Annotated in this window: 13 protein-coding genes; 6 read left to right on the top strand and 7 right to left on the bottom strand. The window is 66.8% G+C overall.

Going from position 1 to position 18,057, the window contains the following annotated elements; genetic code table 11:
- Positions 1–22: 22 nt before the first annotated feature.
- The 3 genes from N5D48_RS01825 to N5D48_RS01815 all read right to left on the bottom strand — a co-directional run bounded on the left by N5D48_RS01825 (position 23) and on the right by N5D48_RS01815 (position 2,366).
- Positions 23–640 carry a DUF2589 domain-containing protein gene (locus N5D48_RS01825; protein ID WP_279880469.1) on the bottom strand — a complete coding sequence of 206 codons (618 nt, stop codon included), beginning with the start codon at positions 638–640 and terminating at the stop codon, positions 23–25.
- A gap of 11 nt (positions 641–651) precedes the next feature.
- A complete protein-coding gene (locus N5D48_RS01820) occupies positions 652–1,131 on the bottom strand; it encodes a DUF2589 domain-containing protein (RefSeq protein ID WP_279880467.1) in 480 nt (159 codons plus the stop codon).
- A gap of 185 nt (positions 1,132–1,316) precedes the next feature.
- Positions 1,317–2,366, bottom strand: a complete 1,050-nt coding sequence (locus N5D48_RS01815; protein WP_279880466.1) for a helix-turn-helix domain-containing protein — start codon at positions 2,364–2,366, stop codon at positions 1,317–1,319.
- Between the two features lie 223 nt (positions 2,367–2,589).
- Between N5D48_RS01815 and glpT the strand changes: the two genes are divergently transcribed.
- Positions 2,590–3,942: a glycerol-3-phosphate transporter gene (gene glpT / locus N5D48_RS01810; protein WP_279880464.1), complete on the top strand. Its 1,353-nt coding sequence runs from the start codon at positions 2,590–2,592 to the stop codon at positions 3,940–3,942.
- A 96-nt stretch (positions 3,943–4,038) separates the two neighbouring features.
- On the opposite strand, the gene N5D48_RS01805 is transcribed toward glpT, so the two are convergent.
- From N5D48_RS01805 to gnd, 4 genes are all read right to left on the bottom strand, one after another.
- On the bottom strand, positions 4,039–4,386 hold the full coding sequence (locus N5D48_RS01805; RefSeq protein ID WP_279880463.1) for a hypothetical protein: 348 nt from the start codon (positions 4,384–4,386) through the stop codon (positions 4,039–4,041).
- Positions 4,387–4,580: 194 nt separating this feature from the next.
- Positions 4,581–6,395, bottom strand: coding sequence for a glycoside hydrolase family 15 protein (locus N5D48_RS01800; protein ID WP_279880462.1), 1,815 nt, complete (start codon positions 6,393–6,395; stop codon positions 4,581–4,583).
- Between the two features lie 160 nt (positions 6,396–6,555).
- Complete coding sequence (zwf, locus tag N5D48_RS01795; protein WP_279880461.1) at positions 6,556–8,049, bottom strand: glucose-6-phosphate dehydrogenase; 1,494 nt, start codon at positions 8,047–8,049, stop codon at positions 6,556–6,558.
- A complete protein-coding gene (gene gnd, locus N5D48_RS01790; protein WP_279880459.1) occupies positions 8,050–9,231 on the bottom strand; it encodes a phosphogluconate dehydrogenase (NAD(+)-dependent, decarboxylating) in 1,182 nt (393 codons plus the stop codon).
- Here gnd and N5D48_RS01785 point away from each other — a divergent pair.
- The 5 genes from N5D48_RS01785 (at position 9,230) to N5D48_RS01765 (ending at position 18,047) form a co-directional block, all read left to right on the top strand.
- A complete protein-coding gene (locus N5D48_RS01785; RefSeq protein WP_279880457.1) occupies positions 9,230–9,397 on the top strand; it encodes a DUF6026 family protein in 168 nt (55 codons plus the stop codon). The two genes, gnd and N5D48_RS01785, sit on opposite strands and share 2 nt — an antisense overlap.
- A 496-nt stretch (positions 9,398–9,893) precedes the next feature.
- Positions 9,894–11,453: a glycogen synthase GlgA gene (glgA, locus tag N5D48_RS01780; protein ID WP_279880455.1), complete on the top strand. Its 1,560-nt coding sequence runs from the start codon at positions 9,894–9,896 to the stop codon at positions 11,451–11,453.
- Between the two features lie 14 nt (positions 11,454–11,467).
- Positions 11,468–13,210 (top strand): malto-oligosyltrehalose trehalohydrolase, encoded by a 1,743-nt coding sequence (treZ, locus tag N5D48_RS01775; protein WP_279880452.1) that lies wholly within the window; start codon positions 11,468–11,470, stop codon positions 13,208–13,210.
- Positions 13,207–15,276: a 4-alpha-glucanotransferase gene (malQ, locus tag N5D48_RS01770; protein ID WP_279880449.1), complete on the top strand. Its 2,070-nt coding sequence runs from the start codon at positions 13,207–13,209 to the stop codon at positions 15,274–15,276. The genes treZ and malQ overlap by 4 nt, the downstream gene beginning before the upstream one ends.
- Positions 15,273–18,047 (top strand): malto-oligosyltrehalose synthase, encoded by a 2,775-nt coding sequence (locus N5D48_RS01765; protein ID WP_279880447.1) that lies wholly within the window; start codon positions 15,273–15,275, stop codon positions 18,045–18,047. Before malQ ends, N5D48_RS01765 begins: the two co-directional genes overlap by 4 nt.
- Positions 18,048–18,057: the final 10 nt, after the last annotated feature.

Raw genomic sequence — 18,057 nt, 5'->3', positions numbered from 1 at the left:
CTGGCGTTGGCCAGATCGCCCGTTACTGCTGGGTGATGGCTTTTGGCGCGACCGACTGGGCAATCATGTCCAGCACCCGTGCCAGGCCTTCCGGCATGCCGTCGTCGGCCGCATGGACCTCGACGTGGTACTTGGCCGACTGGTCGGTGGAGCGGGTGTTCTCCTTGTGCGAGGACACCGAGCCGGAGATGTTGACCTTGGCGCTGAACGGTCCCCAGCCGATGCTGGCCTCGGCCGTCATCGCCGCCTGGGCATCGGTGGCTTCGCGTGATTGCTCGGAGTTCTTCACCTCCATGTCGAAGGTGATGTCGACCTTGTTGATCGACAGGTTCGGCACCTTGACCACCGCCAGCAGCGGGACTTCCAGCTCGACCCGTTCCATCGGGATGGAGCCGTCGTCGGGCTTGCTGGTGGAGGGCCGGTCGTAGCGGAAGCTGACGGTGCGCACGTCACCGACGGCGTTGGGGTCTGCCGGATTGTTGGGGTCAGGTGGCGGCGGCAGGAAGCCGATCACCTTGATGAAGTCGGCGGTGGCATTGGCCAGGCGCACCTGGGCGTCGCAGGCGGCGGTCAGCGGCCCGCCGATCAGGTCGCCCATGGGCAGGCCGCGGAACTGATCACCCATCGAGAAGTTAGCCATTTCTGTTTCTCCTAGATCAATTTATCGAGGTTTTGCAGCAGCCGAGCCATCCCCTCCGAAGGGGGCTGGGTTTCGACTTTGAGGGTGACGCGCGCCAGTGGCCCGCCTTCACCATTGCGGCGAACGCCCAGATCGACGTTCAGAGCCTTGTGGGTCTCGCTCGGCCAGCCAGAGCCGTCATCGCCATGGCCCTCGTCGGCGGCCATGCCGTCGCCGCCGTTGAGGCCGACCTCGAACGAGATTTCCATGTCCTTGACGGCCATCAGCCGGGCGCCCACGAGCGACAGCAGCGGCACCCGCACCACGCGCTCTTCGCCGTCCTGCGCCTGGGGCGAGTGCGAAGGCAGCCGCACATCGATGCTGACCGGTCGATTGTCCTCGTCGAAGTACTGGCGCACGGTGGAGACCTGGAAGCGCTGGATCTTGTCCTGCGCTTCGGCCACCGCGCCGGCGATGCTCTGGATGAGGTGATGGAGGGATTGATTCGCCACGTCCGACGCTCCTTGTCACATTCGGTGCCGATGCCGTCCGTCTGGCGTCGGTATGGGCCGTGAAGACGGCACCGGGGGTGGGTGGATGATGGGGTTGTCAGGTGGGACCAGATTACGGTCGGCGCAGGGCCACGTCCGCGGACAGGCGTCCCGAAAACCTGGCTGTGCGTCCCAGAATCAACAGTTCAATCACTGCCCAGATCATGAATCCAGCGCGCCAGCGCCGGCCCGTCCGCGCCCACCGGCGGCAAATGGGCCATGACCGCCAGTTCACCCCGTTGCAGCGCCAGGCGCGCCGCCCGTGGCGACAGGCCGAACGTCTTGCGAAACAACTTGCTGAAGTGCGCCTCGTCGGCAAAACCATGGGCGTAGGCCACATCGCCGATGCGGCGTGCGGCGTGACCCGGCTCGCCCAAGGCCAACAGGCTGCGGCGCAGGCGCCGCCGTTGCAGGTAATGGCCAACCCCACCAAAGCGCTCGAACGCCCGGTACAGCTGGCTGCGAGAGGTGCCCAGGGCCTTGGCCAGCAGCGCGGGCGTGAGGTCCTCGCGATGCAGGTTGAGCTCGATATAACGGCGCACCCGGCGTCCGAGTTCGTCGTGTCCTGAGGGGGTGATCGCCGCACGCTCCGCCACCGCGCCGGCCAGGCAGGCCGCCACCATGCTCAGCACCGGCTGGCTCAGGTGCAGGCCCTGATCCTGGGTCAGGTCGGGCGCGGCCACGGCAAGGGAAGACAGCAGGCTGGCCAGCAAACGCCCCGGCGCGCTCTTGCCGCACAGGCGCAGGCCATGCAGCCGATCGCTGTCATGCAGCAGCGCGGTGCGTGGGATCACCAGGCTCAGCGCCGTACCGCTGGTCATGCGAAAGGCCGCTGGCTGCGCCAAGTCCAGCAGCACGATATCTCGCGCCCGCACGCGCAGGCCGTTGCCGCAGGCCAGCCCGCGTTGCAGCGGCACGTGCAGGAGGTAATGGTCGAGGTCGCACCAGCCCAGGCGAGCCCGATCGCGGCCATAGCGGGCGCCATCCAGACGCCCGCTGCAAAGCAGAAACCGATGGAAGTGAAAAACCTTGAACGAGGCGTTGAAGGCATCCCCTGACCGACTTGACGGGTTGAACAGCAGATCGGCGGTGAGGCGCCAGGTGGCGAAGGCATCGGTGGCGATGTGGAGGCTGGGCAGTGCTGCGGTGCGTGGGATGGCGGGCGTGCGTTCTACGTGCGAAGCAGTGATTTCCATAGTGCGGGCTCATCTATCCATGAATTGAGCCGGAAAAGTGGTTCACTTCCGAAGAATGCGTAGCTTTTTGCCATCATTCATAAGAGGGGATTGCCCGCTCCAGGTAGGCTCCCTCCTACAAGGCGTTCACAAAACAACAACGGCTTGCGACAAAAGCGATATTTTTTCTGTAACGAAAATGTAAAATTCGCTTTCGCATACCTATAACAACCTGGAGCTTCACATGTTCGCCTTCTTCCGCCCTGCCGCGCACCAGGCGCCGCTGCCCGACGAGCGCGTCGACAGCACCTACCGGCGCCTGCGCTGGCAAATCTTCGCCGGGATCTTCATCGGCTATGCCGGCTACTATCTGCTGCGCAAGAACTTCTCCCTGGCCATGCCCTACCTGATCGAGGAAGAGGGCTACAGCCGTGGTCAACTGGGCGTGGCGATCTCCGCCATCGCCATTGCCTACGGCCTGTCCAAGTTCCTCATGGGCCTGGTATCGGACCGCTCCAACCCGCGCTACTTCCTGCCGTTCGGCCTGTTGGTCTCGGCGGGGGTGATGTTCATTTTCGGTTTCGCGCATTGGGCCACCTCCAGCGTGGCGATCATGTTCGCGCTGTTGTTCATCAACGGCTGGGCCCAGGGCATGGGCTGGCCGCCGAGCGGACGGACCATGGTGCACTGGTGGTCGCAAAAGGAGCGTGGTGGCGTGGTCTCGGTATGGAACGTCGCCCACAACGTCGGCGGCGGCCTGATCGGCCCGCTGTTCCTGCTCGGCCTGGGCTGGACCAACGACTGGCATGCGGCCTTCTACGTGCCCGCCGCCGTGGCGGTGCTGGTGGCCGTGTTCGCCTTCGCCATGATGCGCGATACCCCGCAGTCGGTGGGCCTGCCACCGATCGAGCAGTACAAGAACGACTACCCGCAAGGCTACGATGAAAGCCACGAGCAGGAATTCAGCGCCAAGCAGATCTTCGTCGAGTACGTGCTGCGCAACAAACTGCTGTGGTACATCGCCCTGGCCAACGTGTTCGTCTACCTGCTGCGCTACGGCGTGCTGGACTGGGCGCCGACCTACCTGAAGGAAGCCAAGCACTTCAGCGTCGATACCACCTCGTGGGCCTACTTCTTCTACGAGTGGGCCGGCATCCCTGGCACGCTGCTGTGCGGCTGGATGTCCGACAAGATCTTCCGGGGCAACCGCGGCCTGACCGGCATCGTGTTCATGGCCCTGGTGACCGTGGCCACCCTGGTGTACTGGCTCAACCCACCAGGCAACCCGACCATCGACATGATCGCGCTGTTCTCCATCGGTTTCCTGATCTACGGGCCGGTAATGCTGATCGGCCTGCAGGCGCTGGAACTGGCGCCGAAGAAAGCCGCCGGCACCGCCGCGGGCTTCACCGGGCTGTTCGGCTACCTGGGCGGCTCGGTGGCGGCCAGTGCGGCGATGGGCTACACCGTCGACCACTTCGGCTGGGATGGCGGCTTCGTATTGCTGGTAAGCGCTTGCGTACTGGCGATCGCGTTCCTGATTCCGACGCTGCGCCATACCAAGGTGGCGAGCGCCGGCCGTGAGGCAGTGGCGTGAAGTCATAAGCGATGTGCAGGTCGATCCCGAGAGACGCCTCTCGGGATCGACTGGCCAGCCCGGTGAATGCTTGCTCAAGCCCGCACCAGGCGGTCGTCAGTAACCGTTTGCCGTGAAGGCGAAGTTCGCCAGACACAGAAGCAAAGCCATGCATCCCAACAGCGTATCGAGGATGCATCGACATCTGAGCTGTTCACCCCGATCGCGCAGGGTGGCGTCCGCCAACCCTTGATAACGGCGCGTGTAAAGAAAGGACATCATCCTGAACTCCACGCCCGTCTTGAAATAAACAGGCCCCTTGGTCTCCGGCAGGAACTCGGGACAGCGCACGGTCAAGTCGCCCAGGTACTTTCTGGAGCGGTACTGCGTGATCAGCGTTCTGACGAACCCGACTGCAAAAACCAGCAACATCAGAACTCGGGACCACATTGCCAGATCCTTCACAGCTCACCCTCCTGTGCCAAAGCAAATATGGGAAACTCCACGTTTAACCCGTGGCGACAACCATGGCTGGCGCCCTAGCACCATAGCTGATGTTGCCATCGACCCCATTTAGTGGTGCCCGCATTCACTGCCGCCGAAACTCAAGCTCCATGACCCAAGCGCGGCTTCGATCGAAAATGCCGCCGAGAACACGCTCATTGCCTCGGCTCGGCAGCGGCGCAACGTGCCCTCGCTCTGACCGGACATTGCGCCCGGTGAAGGTTCAACGCGGTATTGATGATCCCGATATGGCTGAACGCCTGCGGAAAATTCCCCAACATCCGCTGCCCCGCCGGGTCGTACTGTTCCGCCAGTAACCCCACGTCATTGCACAGCCCGATCAGCCGCTCATAGAGCCCTTGCGCTTCTTGCTGGCGCCCCAGCAGCACATAGACATCCGCCAGCCAGAACGAACACACCAGGAAAGTACCCTCCCCCGGCGTCAGGCCGTCGCTGCAATTGTCACTGTCGTAGCGCAGCAGCAGGCCGTTGCGCAGCAGGCGTCGTTCGATCTGCCGCAGCGTGCGCTGAAAGCGCGGATCCTGTGCCGGTAAAAAACCGGTCAACGCAATCTGCAGCAGGCTGGCATCCAGCTCAGTGGAGCCATAGGCCTGGACGAAGTGACTGCCGCTGGCATCCAGTCCACGGCGACACACCTCATCACGGATCTCATCCGCCACCTGTCGATAATGGCGCCCCCTCTCGCGGTCTTCCTCGGTGGTATCGGCCAGGCTCGCCGCGCGATCGAAGGCGACCCAGGCCATGACCTTGGAATGCACGAAATGCTGGCGACCGCCGCGCACTTCCCACAGCCCTTCGTCCGGCTCGCGCCAGATGCGCTCGAGGTACGGCAGGATCGCCCGGGCGATCGCCGCGCTGCGCGGATGGCGCGGCAGGCCACCCTTGATGGCCTGGGTCATGGCGTCGGCCAGCTCGCCGTAGATATCCAGTTGCAACTGCGCGGAGGCGGCGTTGCCGACCCGCACCGGCTGCGATTGCTCGTAGCCGGACAGCCACGGCAAGGTGAACTCAGGCAGGTCACGCTCCCCGGCCAAGCCGTACATGATCTGCATCTGCTCAGGGTTGCCGGCCACCGAACGCAACAGCCACTCGCGCCAGGCCTGGGCCTCGTCGAAGTAGCCAAGGTTCATCAGCGCCAGCAAGGTCATGGTGGCGTCGCGCAGCCAGCAGTAGCGGTAATCCCAGTTGCGCTCGCCGCCGACGCGCTCGGGCAGCGAGGTGGTGACGGCCGCGACCATGCCGCCGGTGGGCGCGTAGGTCATGGCCTTGAGGGTCAGCAACGAGCGGCGCACCTGCTCGGTATAGGGTCCGACATCGGGGCAGCGGGCGGCGAAGGCCTGCCACTGGTCGATGGTCTGCTCGAGGGCGTGCTCGACATCGCAAGCGGGTTGCACGGGCAGGTGCGAGGCCTGGTGGCACAGGCTGAACACCTGGCGCTCCCCGGCACGCACGCGAAAGCGCGCGACGCTGTGGTGGTCGCGACCATGGGTTTCGACACTGCTGCGCAAGATCAGGCGATCGGGGCCGGCGACGGCGCTCAGGGTCAGCGGGTCGATCTTTTCCACCCAGGGCACGCTGCGGCCATAGTCGAAGCGCAGCACCAGGTCCATCTCGAAGGCCGTCTCGCCGCTCAGGCCCTCGACGATGCGCAGCACGGCGTTGTGCTCGCCCAACGGCATGCAGTCGAGCACCCGGGCGCGGCCACTGGCGGTGGTCCAGGTGGTTTCCAGCACCAAGGTGTCGTCCAGGTAACGCCGGGTACGGTGTTCGACGGGGTCGCTGGGGGCGATGCGCCAGCGGCCGTTTTCCTCGTTGCCCAGCAGAGCCGCGAACACGGCAGGGGCATCGAAGCGTGGCAGGCACAGCCAGTCGAGGGCGCCATCGCGGTTGACCAGGGCGGCACTGCGGCAGTTGCCGATGAGGGCGTAGTCTTCGATCAGAGCGGGCATCGGGGATCCTCTGGCGGGGTGGGCCTGAGTTTGGATGCCTTGGCGGTTGCAGTCGTTCCGCTGGGAGTTGCGCAGTGACCTCAGCCCTCACGCGGGGCCAGCCCACTCACACAGGCACAGCGCAAGCTGGTCCCGCAATGAGAGCTGAGCCGATCAGCATTCACCCCAAGTCATGCCACTCGCGCTTGTCCCGCGTCAGCAACTCGTCACCCGCCTCGGGGCCATCCTCCCCTGCCGCATACCCATGCACCTCGCCGCCCTCCGCCGCCCAGGCATCGAGGAACGGCTGCACGGCACGCCAGCCGTTCTCGATGTTGTCGGCACGCTGGAACAGGGTCTGGTCACCGGTGAGGCAATCGTAGATCAACGTCTCGTAGCCGGTCGCCGGGGTCATCTTGAAGAAGTCCTTGTAGGCGAAGCCCATCTCGACATTCTCCATCACCAGCTCCGGCCCCGGGCGCTTGGCCTGCAGGTCGAACCACATGCCTTCGTTGGGCTGGATCTGGATCTTCAGGTAGTTGGGCTTGGGCCGCTCCAGCTCGCTTTCGCGGAACTGGGCGTAGGGCGCCGGCTTGAAGCAGATGGCGATCTCGGTGTCGCGCACGCTCATGCGCTTGCCGGTGCGCAGGTAGAACGGCACGCCGGCCCAGCGCCAGTTGTCGATCATCACCTTGAGGGCGACGTAGGTCTCGGTCTGGCTGTGCGGGGCGACGTTGGCCTCCTCGCGGTAGCCGGGGAGCTGCTTGCGGCCTTGCTTGCCGGCGGTGTACTGGCCACGCACGGAATTGCGCAGGGCCATCTTCTGCGACCAGGGGCGGATGGCGCCGATCACCTTGGCCTTTTCGCCGCGCACGGCATCGGCGCCGAAAGCCGCCGGTGGCTCCATGGCGACCATGGCCAGCAGCTGGAACAGGTGGTTGGGCACCATGTCGCGCAGGGCGCCGGTGTTGTCGTAGAAGGCCCCGCGCGTCTCGACGCCGACGGTCTCGGCGGCGGTGATCTGCACGTGGTCGATGTAATGGTTGTTCCAGAACGATTCGAACAGGCCGTTGGAAAAACGGCTGACCAGGATGTTCTGCACGGTTTCCTTGCCCAGGTAATGGTCGATGCGGTAGATCTGCCGCTCGCTCATCACCTTGAGCAGGCGGGCGTTGAGCGCCTCGGCACTGGCCAGGTCGGTGCCGAACGGCTTCTCCACCACCACCCGGCGAAAGCCCCCGCCCGACTCGTCGAGCAGGCCGGCATCGCCCAGGCGCTGGGCCACCTCGGGGAAGAAGCGCGGCGAGGTGGCCAGGTAGAAGATGGCGTTGCCGTGGCGCGTCTTGTCGATGCGCCGGGCCAGCGCCTGGTAGGTCTGCGGATCGAGGAAGTCGCCGGTCTGGTAGTCCAGGCGCTTGGCCAGGCGTGCCCATACTTTCTCGTCCAGGCACTTGCCCGCGTCGCGCTCGGCCATGAAGGCGTGCAGGCGCTCGGCGAACGCTTCAGCCGTGGAGGCGTTGTGGTCGACCCCGACGATACGCATGTTGCGGTCGAGCAGGCCGTCACGGCTGAGGTTGTAGAGCGCCGGCATCAGCAGGCGCTTGACCAGGTCGCCGCTGGCGCCGAACAGGAACAGGGTGCACGGCGGCGCAGCGGGAATGGTCGATTTGCTCATTCAGTCCTTCTTCTTCTCGACGTGGCCGCCAAAGCCCAGGCGCATGGCGGAGAGGATCTTGTCACCATAGGTGCCCTGCTGCTGGCGCGAGCGGAAGCGGGCGAACAGCGCGCTGGACAGCACCGGCACCGGCACGGCCTGCTCGACGGCGGCGTCGATGGTCCAGCGCCCTTCGCCGCTGTCGGATACCGAACCGCTGAATTCGCTCAGTTGCGGGTCGGCGACCAGCGCGTCGGCGGTCAGGTCCAGCAGCCAGGAGGTGACCACGCTGCCGCGGCGCCACACTTCGGCGATCTCGGCCACATTCAGGTCGAAGCGCTGGTCTTCCGGCAATTCCGGGCCGCCCTTGCTGCGCAGCAGGTCGAAGCCTTCGGCGTAGGCCTGCATCAGGCCGTACTCGATGCCGTTGTGCACCATCTTCACGTAGTGACCGGCACCGGGCGGGCCGGCGTGGATGTAGCCGTGCTCGGCGCGGTCGTGCTCGCCGCTGCGACCCTGGGTGCGCGGAATGTCGCCGACGCCTGGGGCGAGGGCCTTGAACAGCGGCTCCAGGCGCTCGAACACCGCTTTTTCACCGCCGATCATCATGCAGTAGCCACGGTCCAGGCCCCATACACCGCCGGAGGTGCCGACATCGAGGTAGTGCAGGCCACGCTTGCCCAGCTCGGCGGCGCGGCGCACGTCGTCTTTGTAGAAGGTGTTGCCGCCATCGATGATGGCGTCGCCGGGCTCGAGCAGGTCGGCCAGCTGGGCGATGGTCTGCTCGGTGATTTCGCCCGCGGGCAGCATGACCCACACCGCGCGCGGCGCCTTGAGTTTCTGCACCAGCGCACCGAGGTCGTGGGCGCCCACCGCGCCTTCGCCTTCCAGGGTGGTGATGGCTTCGCGGTTGCGATCGTGGACCACAGTGCTGTGACCTGCGCGCATCAGGCGCCTTGCGATATTGCCGCCCATGCGGCCAAGCCCGATGATTCCCAGTTGCATGTGACGACGCTCCAGTAGCTTTTGCTTTACAACAATTGACGATTTCAGATTAGTCCAGCGTTCTGGCAGAGGGTTCACCGACGAACGGGGCGACAACGATAAACAAAAAAGTTCCCAAGGGCCTGCGAAGAATTCAGAATGCGCGCCGCATGAAGCGACTACGCTTCCAATTGTCACCAGCCATGCGAGGTGTGCCATGGGTACCCTGATGCCAGCCACTCCCACCCAGACCCTCTATGTCACCGTGCGCCGCGACGAGTTGCGCCAGTTGAAGGACGAACGCGACCAGTTGCGTCAGCAGGTCGCCCAGTTGAACCTGTTGCTGCAGCAGGCCCGTGTGCAAGACAACACCACCGGCCTCTGATTCACCGCCCCGTCCAAATGGGAGCCGACCGGCTCCCCTGCGCACCATGACGCCCCTCTTCGAAGCTGTGCCGCGCCTATCGCGGATCGAACCCGCCTGCCAACGCTGCATGACCCTCATATTTTGCAACAACTAGCCAACGTTTGCGCGGGTAAACCGTCGCGAAAAAAATGACCAACGGGTCACATTGCTGTCGTTTCGTCCCCTACACTCCAGTTTCGGCCCGTGTTTTGCTCGGAAAATGTGACGCAAAAAAGTCGAACTTTGCAAAACACGGGCAGGTCAGGACTTAAGTAGGCCGACGCAAAAGGACTTCCTCACGCCAGGCCCACCCACCCCAACCAGTCCATACGTCTTTCGGCCGCAATGCCGAACGTGCCGTGCCTGCGCGCACGAATCCGGGGCAAGGACCGCACTACGAAGATGCAACAACGAGCAGAGAGCAGACCCACGAGCCAACGCTAAGCACACACCAGAACAAGGGACGGAGAGAAGTATGATCAGTGCCGCTGTCGAACCTCACGTAGAGTCATTCAACCCGGATAACCGCGAGCTGCTGCCACCGGCCCTCGCCCCGACAGTCAAGGCACCCGGCGCCCAGCGCCAGCACAATCGGCACAAGCGCAAGATCCTGTTCGTCACCTCGGAGATCGCCGACCTGGTCAAGACCGGTGGCCTGGGCGACGTGTCCTCGGCCTTGCCCCGGGCCCTGGCGCATCTGCACGATGTACGGGTGCTGATCCCCGGCTACCGTCAGGTGGTCGAGAGCGACAACCCCATCCACATCGTCGGCGAACTCGGCGGCCACGCGGCCTTGCCACCCTGCAAGATCGGCCGCATGGACCTGGCCGACGGCCTGGTGATCTACGTGCTGATCTGCCCCGAGCTGTACCAGCGCGACGGCACGCCCTACGGCGCCAACAACGGTCGCGACTGGCCCGACAACCATATCCGCTTCGCCCGCCTGGGCCTGGCCGCGGCGGAAATCGCCGCCGGCGAGGGCATGGCCCACTGGCGCCCCGATCTGGTGCACGCTCACGACTGGCCGGCCGGGCTCGCCCCGGCCTACATGCACTGGCGCGGCTTGAGCACTCCGACCCTGTTCACCATTCACAACCTGGCCTACCAGGGCGTGTACAGCCGTGGTTGCAGCCCGGAGCTGGCGATCCCGGACCATGCCATGCAGCAGGAAGGCATGGAGTTCTACGGCAAGCTGTCGTTCCTCAAGGCCGGGCTGGCCTACTCCAGCCACATCACCACGGTCAGCGCCACCTACGCCCGGGAAATCACCACCCCCGAGTTCGGCTGCGGCCTGGACGGTTTCCTTGCCAGCAAGGCCCAGCACGGGCTGCTCGGCGGCATCCCCAACGGCATCGACGAAAGCTGGGACGCGGCCACCGACCAGCATCTGCACCACAACTTCAGCATCAATGACTGGGCCGGCAAGGCGCGCAACGCCCAGCAGGTGCGCGAGCTGTTCGAATTGCAGCCGTCGGACGGGCCGCTGTTCGCCGTGGTCTCGCGGCTGGTCTACCAGAAGGGCCTGGACCTGACCCTGGGCGTGGCCGACGACATCGTCCGCCAAGGCGGCCAGATCGCCATCATCGGCCGCGGCGAACCGGAGGAGGAACAGGCCATGCGTGAGCTGGCCCTGCGTCATCCGGGCCGTATCGGCGTGCGCATCGGCTTCAACGAGACCGACGCAAGGCGCATGTTCGCCGGTTCCGACTTCCTGCTGATGCCATCGCGCTACGAGCCCTGCGGCCTGAGCCAGATGTACGCCCAGCGTTTCGGCTCGCTGCCGGTGGCGCGCAACACCGGCGGGCTGGCCGATACCATCGAGAACGGCGTCACCGGCTTTCTGTTCGACGACTCGACCGTGGACAGCTACCGCGAAGCCCTGGCCCGGGCGTTCTACGTGTACGCCAAGAAAGACCTGCTCAACGCCATGCGCTGCCTGTCGATGACCCAGCCGTTCAACTGGTGCCAGGCGGTGGAGCCCTACGCCCGGCTGTACGAAGACCTGGTCAGGCAGGCCCAGCACGCCCACTACTGAGCGGAGAGCCGGCGATGCACATACATGGCGCACAGTTGCTGGACGCCACGTCGGCGCGCTTCGCCCTCTGGGCGCCGGATGCGCGTAGCGTGAGCGTGGAAATCGAGCGGCAGCCGCCGGTGGCGCTGCTGCCCGACGAGCGTGGCTGGTACACCGGCGTCGCCCCCTGCCGGGCGGGCGACCGCTATCACTATCGCATCGACGATGAACTGCAGGTGGCCGACCCGGCGTCACGCTATCAGCCCGAGGGCGTGCATGGCCCCAGCGAACTGGTGGATGTCGGCAGCTATCGATGGCAGCACCCGTGGCAAGGCCGCCCCTGGCACGAGGCGGTGATCCAGGAGCTGCACGTGGGCCTGCTCGATGGCTATGACGGCGTGACGAAGGTCCTGCCACGGCTGACCGAACTAGGCATCAGCGCCATCGAGCTGATGCCCCTGGGACAGTTCCCCGGTGAGCGCAACTGGGGCTATGACGGCGTGCTGCCATTCGCCCCGCAGCACAGCTACGGCACGCCGCAGGCGCTGTGCGGCCTGGTCGACCAGGCTCACGGCCACGGCCTGATGGTGCTGGTGGACGTGGTCTACAACCACTTCGGCCCCGACGGCAATTACCTGCACCGCTACGCCAGCCCGTTTTTCCGCGACGACCGGCAGACGCCCTGGGGCGCGGCCATCGACTTCCGTCGCGCCGAGGTGCGCGAGTATTTCATCCAGAACGCGCTGATGTGGCTGTGCGACTACCGCTGCGACGGCCTGCGCCTGGACGCGGTGCACGCCATCGACCAGCCGGATTTTCTCGTCGAACTGGCACAGCGGGTACGCGCCGCCGTCGAGCCCGGGCGGCAGGTGTGGCTGGTGCTGGAAAACGAGCACAACCAGGCCGCGCTGCTGCACCAGGGCTTCGACGCGCAATGGAACGACGACGGCCACAATGCCCTGCATGTGCTGCTGACCGGCGAGACCGAAGGCTACTACGCCGACTACAAGGACCGGCCGATCGACCAGCTGGCCCGCTGCCTGGCCGAAGGCTTCGTGTTCCAGGGCCAGCCCGACCGCCACGGCACGCCTCGGGGCGAGCCCAGCGGTCACTTGCCACCCAGCGCCTTCGTGCTGTTCCTGCAGAACCACGACCAGGTCGGCAACCGCGCCCTGGGCGAACGCCTCACCCGCCTCTGCCCGCCGCAGGCCCTGCGCGCCGCCACCGCGCTGTTGCTGCTGGCGCCGATGATCCCGTTGCTGTTCATGGGCGACGATGACGGCAGCCGCGAGCCGTTCCTGTTCTTCACCGACTTTCACGATGAACTGGCCGATGCGGTGCGTGAGGGGCGACGCGGCGAGTTCGCCCACTTCGATGCCTTCGCCGACCCGCAAAAGCGCGCGCGCATACCCGACCCCAATGCCGAGGCGACCTTCGCCTCATCCAAGCCCCGGCAACAGAATGTGCTGGCCGGCTGGCACGGCCTGTACCAGCAATTGCTCGACCTGCGTCGACGCCATGTCATCGCGCACCTGCCCGGCACCCGCGCCCTGGGCAGCGAGGTACTCGGCGACAAGGCGCTGACCGCCCGCTGGCGCCTGGGCAATGGCGACGAGCTGCGTATCGACCTCAACCTCGCCGCCCTGCCCCAGCCGGTCGCGCTGCCGCCCCTGGAACGGCGTCTGTACGACAGCAGCGACAACGCCCACCCCGACTCGACTCTCGCGGCGCACAGCTGTGTGGTCAGCCTGCTGCCCCGCGACCAGGAGACGCCATGAGCGAACAGCCCCTTCACCGCCTGGCCGCCCGAGTGGGCCTGGCCCGTGACTGGATCGACGCCAACAATCGCCCGCAGCAGGTCAGCGACGACGTGCTGCGCCGGGTGCTCGAAGGCCTCGGCCACCCGGCCGGCGACGCAGCCGCCATCGCTGCCAGCCTGCGCGCCGTCGAACAGGCCGAGGACAGCGAACACCTGCCGCCGCTGCTGACCGTCGATGTCGGCCAGCCGCTGGACCTGCAACGCTATTTCAGCGCCGACCGCCAGGCGCACTGCACGCTGGAGGACGGCAGCCGGCGCAGCCTGGCCCTGGACGCCCAGGCGCGCCTGCCGGGCGAGCTGCCGGTGGGCTACCACCGCCTGGACATCGATGGCCGCACCTTCAACGTGGCCGTGGCACCGCCGCGCTGCCATGCCCTGGAGGACTGCGTCGAACAACAACCGCCGCGCTGCTGGGGCATCGCGGCGCAGCTGTACAGCCTGCGTCGCCCCGGCGATGGCGGCTACGGCGACTGCCTGGCCCTGGAGCAACTGGCGCGCAACGCCGCCGAGCGCGGCGCCGATGCCCTGGCGATCAGCCCGATCCATACCCTGTCGGCGTTCGACCAGCACCACTTCAGCCCCTACTCGCCATCCAGCCGGCTGCTGCGCAACGTGCTCTACGCCAGCCCCGGTGTCGTCTTTGGCGAACGCGAGGTGCGCATGGCCATCGAGACCTGCGACCTGCAGACGACTCTCGACACGCTGGAACAGCAGGCGCTGGTGGATTGGCCCCGGGCCGCGGCTGCCCGCCTGCGCCTGCTCGAGGCGCTCTATCGGCAATTCAGCCAGGGCGAGCATCCATTGCGCCAGGACTTCGACAGCTTCCGCGCCAGCGCCGGCGAGCAGCTGGAGCACCATTGCCGCTTCGAAGTGCTGCAAGCCGAAGCGGTCAGTACCGGCCTGGGCGCCGACTGGCGCCGCTGGCCCAAGGCCTGGCACGACCCCTACCACCCCGAAGTCGAGGCCTTCGCCAACGCCTACCCGGCGCGGGTCGAGTTTCACGCCTTCTGCCAGTGGCTGACCGAGCGCAGCCTGCAACGGGCCCAGGACGCGGCGCGCGGCAATGGCATGGCGGTGGGCCTGATCGCCGACCTGGCGGTGGGGGCCGACGGCGCCGGCAGCCAGGCCTGGAGCCGCCAGGACGAGCTGCTGGCCGACCTCCAGGTCGGCGCCCCGCCCGATATCCTCAATCAGTCCGGCCAGGACTGGGGGATCTGCGCCTTCTCCCCCGAGGGCCTGCGGCGCAACGGCTACCGCGCCTTCATCGAGATGCTGCGGGCCAACCTGGCCCATGCCGGCGGCCTGCGCATCGACCATGTGATGGGCCTGCGCCGCCTGTGGCTGATCCCCCGTGGCGCCAAACCCAGCGAGGGCGCCTACCTGGACTATCCGCTGGACGACCTGCTGCGCCTGCTGGCACTGGAGTCCACGCGGCACCAGGCGATCATCCTCGGCGAAGACCTGGGCACCGTGCCCGAAGGCTTGCGCGAGCGCCTGGCCGACAAGGCGGTGCTGGGCATGCGCGTGCTGCCGTTCGAGCAGACCTCGCCCGGGCAGTTCAAACCGATCCTCGACTGGCCGGACAACGCCTTGGCCACCACCGGCACCCACGACCTCGCCCCCCTGGCCGGCTGGCTGGTGAGCCGCGACATCGACTGGAGCCATCGCCTGCGACTGCTCGACGCCGCCGCCGAGTTGCGCTGGCGCCACACCCGGGCGCTGGAGCGCGACGGCCTGCGCCGCACCCTGGAACAGAACTATGGGCCGCTGGGCGACGACGCGGCGCTGATCGACGCGGCGATCCGCTACGTCGGCCATACCCGCGCGCCCCTGGTGCTGGTGCCACTGGAAGACCTGCTGGGCAGCGACGAGCAGGCCAACCTGCCCGGCACCACCGCAGGCCATCCCAACTGGCGCCGGCGCTTCAAGGCGCAGGTCGCCGACCTGCTCGACGACGAGGACGCCGCCCGCCGCCTGGAGCTGCTGGCCCAGGCCCGCGAACAGGCCTGGGAGCGCGATCGATGAAACCGTTGACCGCCACCCTGCGCCTGCAACTGCACAGCGACTTCACCCTCGATGACGCGGTGCCGCTGGTGCCCTACTTCGCTCGCCTGGGCATCAGCCACCTCTACGCCTCGCCGATCCTCGCCGCCCGCGCAGGCTCCCGGCATGGCTACGACGTGGTCGACCCGACCCGGGTCAACCCCGAGCTTGGCGGCGAGGCGGCGCTCGAACGCCTGGTGGCCGCCCTGCGCCAACATGGCATGGGGCTGATCCTCGACACCGTGTCCAACCACATGGCCGTGGGCGGCGCCGACAATCCCTGGTGGCAGAGCCTGCTGGCCTGGGGCCGGCGCAGCCCCTATGCGGAATTCTTCGATATCCAGTGGCACTCCAGCGACCCGTTGCTGGCCGGCCAGCTGCTGTTGCCGTTCCTCGGCAGCGACTATGGCCTGGCCTTGCAGAACGGCGAGATTCCACTGACGTTCGACGCGCAACAGGGGCGTTTCGAGGTAGCCCACCACGATCACCGCTTCCCGATCTGCCCGCTGGACTACGGGCGCATCCTCGACCAGGCCGAGGATCCGCGCCTGCTGGCATTGGCCGCGCGCTTCAGCGCCCTCGGCGAGGCCAGCGACCCTCTGACCGAGGCCCAACCACTGCACCGTGAGCTGGCGCGCCTGGCCGCCAGCGGCGCAGACCTGCAAGGCGCCCTCGCCGCCTTCGACAGCCGCATTGATGACGGCTTCAAGCGCCTGCACCTGCTGCTGGAGCGGCAGACCTATCGCCTGGCGAGCTGGCGCACCGCCGCCGACGACATCAACTGGCGGCGCTTCTTCGACATCAACGAACTCGGCGGCCTGCGCGTGGAGCGCGCGGTGGTGTTCGAGGCCACCCACGCCAAGCTGTTCGAGCTGATCGAGCGCGGCCTGGTCGACGGCCTGCGCATCGACCATATCGACGGCCTGGCCGACCCGCGCCGCTATTGCCGCAACCTGCGTCGGCGGGTCGACTCGTTGCTGGCGCGCCGGCCACTGGCCGGGGCGCTGGCACACTTCCCGATCTACGTGGAGAAAATCCTCGGCACCGACGAACACCTGCATCGCGACTGGCTTACCGACGGCACCACCGGCTACGAGTTCATGAATCAGGTGTCGCTGCTGCAGCACAACCCCGCCGGCGAAATATCGCTGGGCGAACTGTGGAGTGACGTCAGCGAACGCCCCGCGTTCCCCGAGGAGGTGCGCCTGGCCCGCCACCTGGTGCTCAACGCCAGCCTGGCCGGCGACTGCGAATCCGTGGCCCAGGCCCTGCTGCAGGTAGCCCGCGACGACCTGATGAGCCGCGATCTCACCCTCGGTGCCATTCGCCGGGCGTTGCAGGCGTTGGTCGAGCACTATCCGGTGTACCGCACCTACATCAATGCCTGCGGTCGCCCCGCCGAGGACGAAGCGTTCTTCCAGCAGGCGCTGGCCGGTGCGCGGCAGTCACTGGGGGAAGCCGACCGGCCCCTGATCGATCAGCTCGAACGCTGGCTCGGTGGCCAGCCGTGGCGCCAGCTGCCACCAGGCCGGCCACGCAAGCACCTGCGCCATGCCTGTGTGCGTTTCCAGCAACTGACCGCGCCCAGTGCCGCCAAGGCCGTCGAGGACACCGCGTTCTATCGTTCGGCCCGTCTGCTGTCGCGCAACGATGTGGGCTTCGACGCTGAGCGCTTCAGTGCCGATGCCTCCTGGTTCCACAACGAAGCCCAGCGCCGCCTGCGCGACTTCCCCGACAACCTGCTGGCCACCGCCACCCACGACCACAAGCGCGGCGAGGACTGCCGGGCGCGGCTGGCGGTGCTCAGCGAGCATGGCCCTTGGCTGGCCAGCCGTGTCGAGCATTGGCGTGAACTGGCCGCGCCGCTGCGCGAAACACTCGACGATGGCGACGCCCCCAGCCCCGCCGACGAACTGCTGCTGTTGCAGACCCTGCTCGGCAGCTGGCCGCTGACCCTCGACCCGCATGACCCTGCGGCCCTGCGCGTCTATGCCGAGCGCATCCGCCAATGGCAGCGCAAGGCGCTGCGCGAAGCCAAGCTGCGCAGCAGCTGGGCCGCGCCGAACGAACGCTACGAGCAGGCCTGCGCGGCCTATGTCGACGGCTTGCTGCTGGACGACGAGAACCAGCAGCTGCGCCAGTCCCTGCACGAGGCGGCGCGCCGCCTGGCCTGCCCCGGCGCCTTGAACGGCCTGGTGCAGTGCCTGTTGCGCATGACCACGCCCGGCGTGCCGGACCTGTACCAGGGCAACGAGTACTGGGACTTGTCCCTGGTCGACCCGGACAACCGCCGCCCGGTGGACTACCCTGCCAGACGGGCCAGCCTGGACGACGCCACGCCCCTGGCCGAGCTGCTCGCCCACTGGCGCGACGGCCGCCTCAAGCAAGCCCTGGTGGCCCGGGTGCTGGACGCCCGCCAGGCCCACCCCGAACTGTTCCAGCGTGGCGCCTACCTGCCACTCACCGTGCGCGGGCGCCATGCCGACAAGGTGCTGGCCTTCGCCCGCCTGGGCGAGGACACCCGCGCCATCATCGTCGTACCGCGGCTGGCCAGCGCCCTGCTGGGCCCGGCCGCCACCCCGTTGATCCCGGCACAGAACTGGGACGATACCCGGCTTGTCCTGCCGTTTGCCTTGTCGCCTGCCAACTGCTCGGGACTTTTCGGCGGCGGTGCTGTCACCCCTTCAAGGGAGCTGATGTTGAGCACCGTGCTGATGGAGTTTCCGGTCAATGTGTTGATTGAACATGCCTAACTGCATTCAG

This window comes from Pseudomonas sp. GD03858 (genome assembly GCF_029840925.1).
GTDB lineage: Bacteria > Pseudomonadota > Gammaproteobacteria > Pseudomonadales > Pseudomonadaceae > Aquipseudomonas.
This window is presented reverse-complemented; position numbering and strand designations above follow the sequence as displayed.

Coding starts and splice junctions, on each gene's coding strand:
- glpT (WP_279880464.1), top strand. CDS start 2,590: ATGTTCGCCTTCTTCCGCCCTGCCGCGCACCAGGCGCCGCTGCCCGAC.
- malQ (WP_279880449.1), top strand. CDS start 13,207: ATGAGCGAACAGCCCCTTCACCGCCTGGCCGCCCGAGTGGGCCTGGCC.
- N5D48_RS01825 (WP_279880469.1), bottom strand. CDS start 640: ATGGCTAACTTCTCGATGGGTGATCAGTTCCGCGGCCTGCCCATGGGC.
- N5D48_RS01800 (WP_279880462.1), bottom strand. CDS start 6,395: ATGCCCGCTCTGATCGAAGACTACGCCCTCATCGGCAACTGCCGCAGT.
- N5D48_RS01765 (WP_279880447.1), top strand. CDS start 15,273: ATGAAACCGTTGACCGCCACCCTGCGCCTGCAACTGCACAGCGACTTC.
- glgA (WP_279880455.1), top strand. CDS start 9,894: ATGATCAGTGCCGCTGTCGAACCTCACGTAGAGTCATTCAACCCGGAT.
- zwf (WP_279880461.1), bottom strand. CDS start 8,049: ATGAGCAAATCGACCATTCCCGCTGCGCCGCCGTGCACCCTGTTCCTG.
- treZ (WP_279880452.1), top strand. CDS start 11,468: ATGCACATACATGGCGCACAGTTGCTGGACGCCACGTCGGCGCGCTTC.
- N5D48_RS01815 (WP_279880466.1), bottom strand. CDS start 2,366: ATGGAAATCACTGCTTCGCACGTAGAACGCACGCCCGCCATCCCACGC.
- N5D48_RS01785 (WP_279880457.1), top strand. CDS start 9,230: ATGGGTACCCTGATGCCAGCCACTCCCACCCAGACCCTCTATGTCACC.
- gnd (WP_279880459.1), bottom strand. CDS start 9,231: ATGGCACACCTCGCATGGCTGGTGACAATTGGAAGCGTAGTCGCTTCA.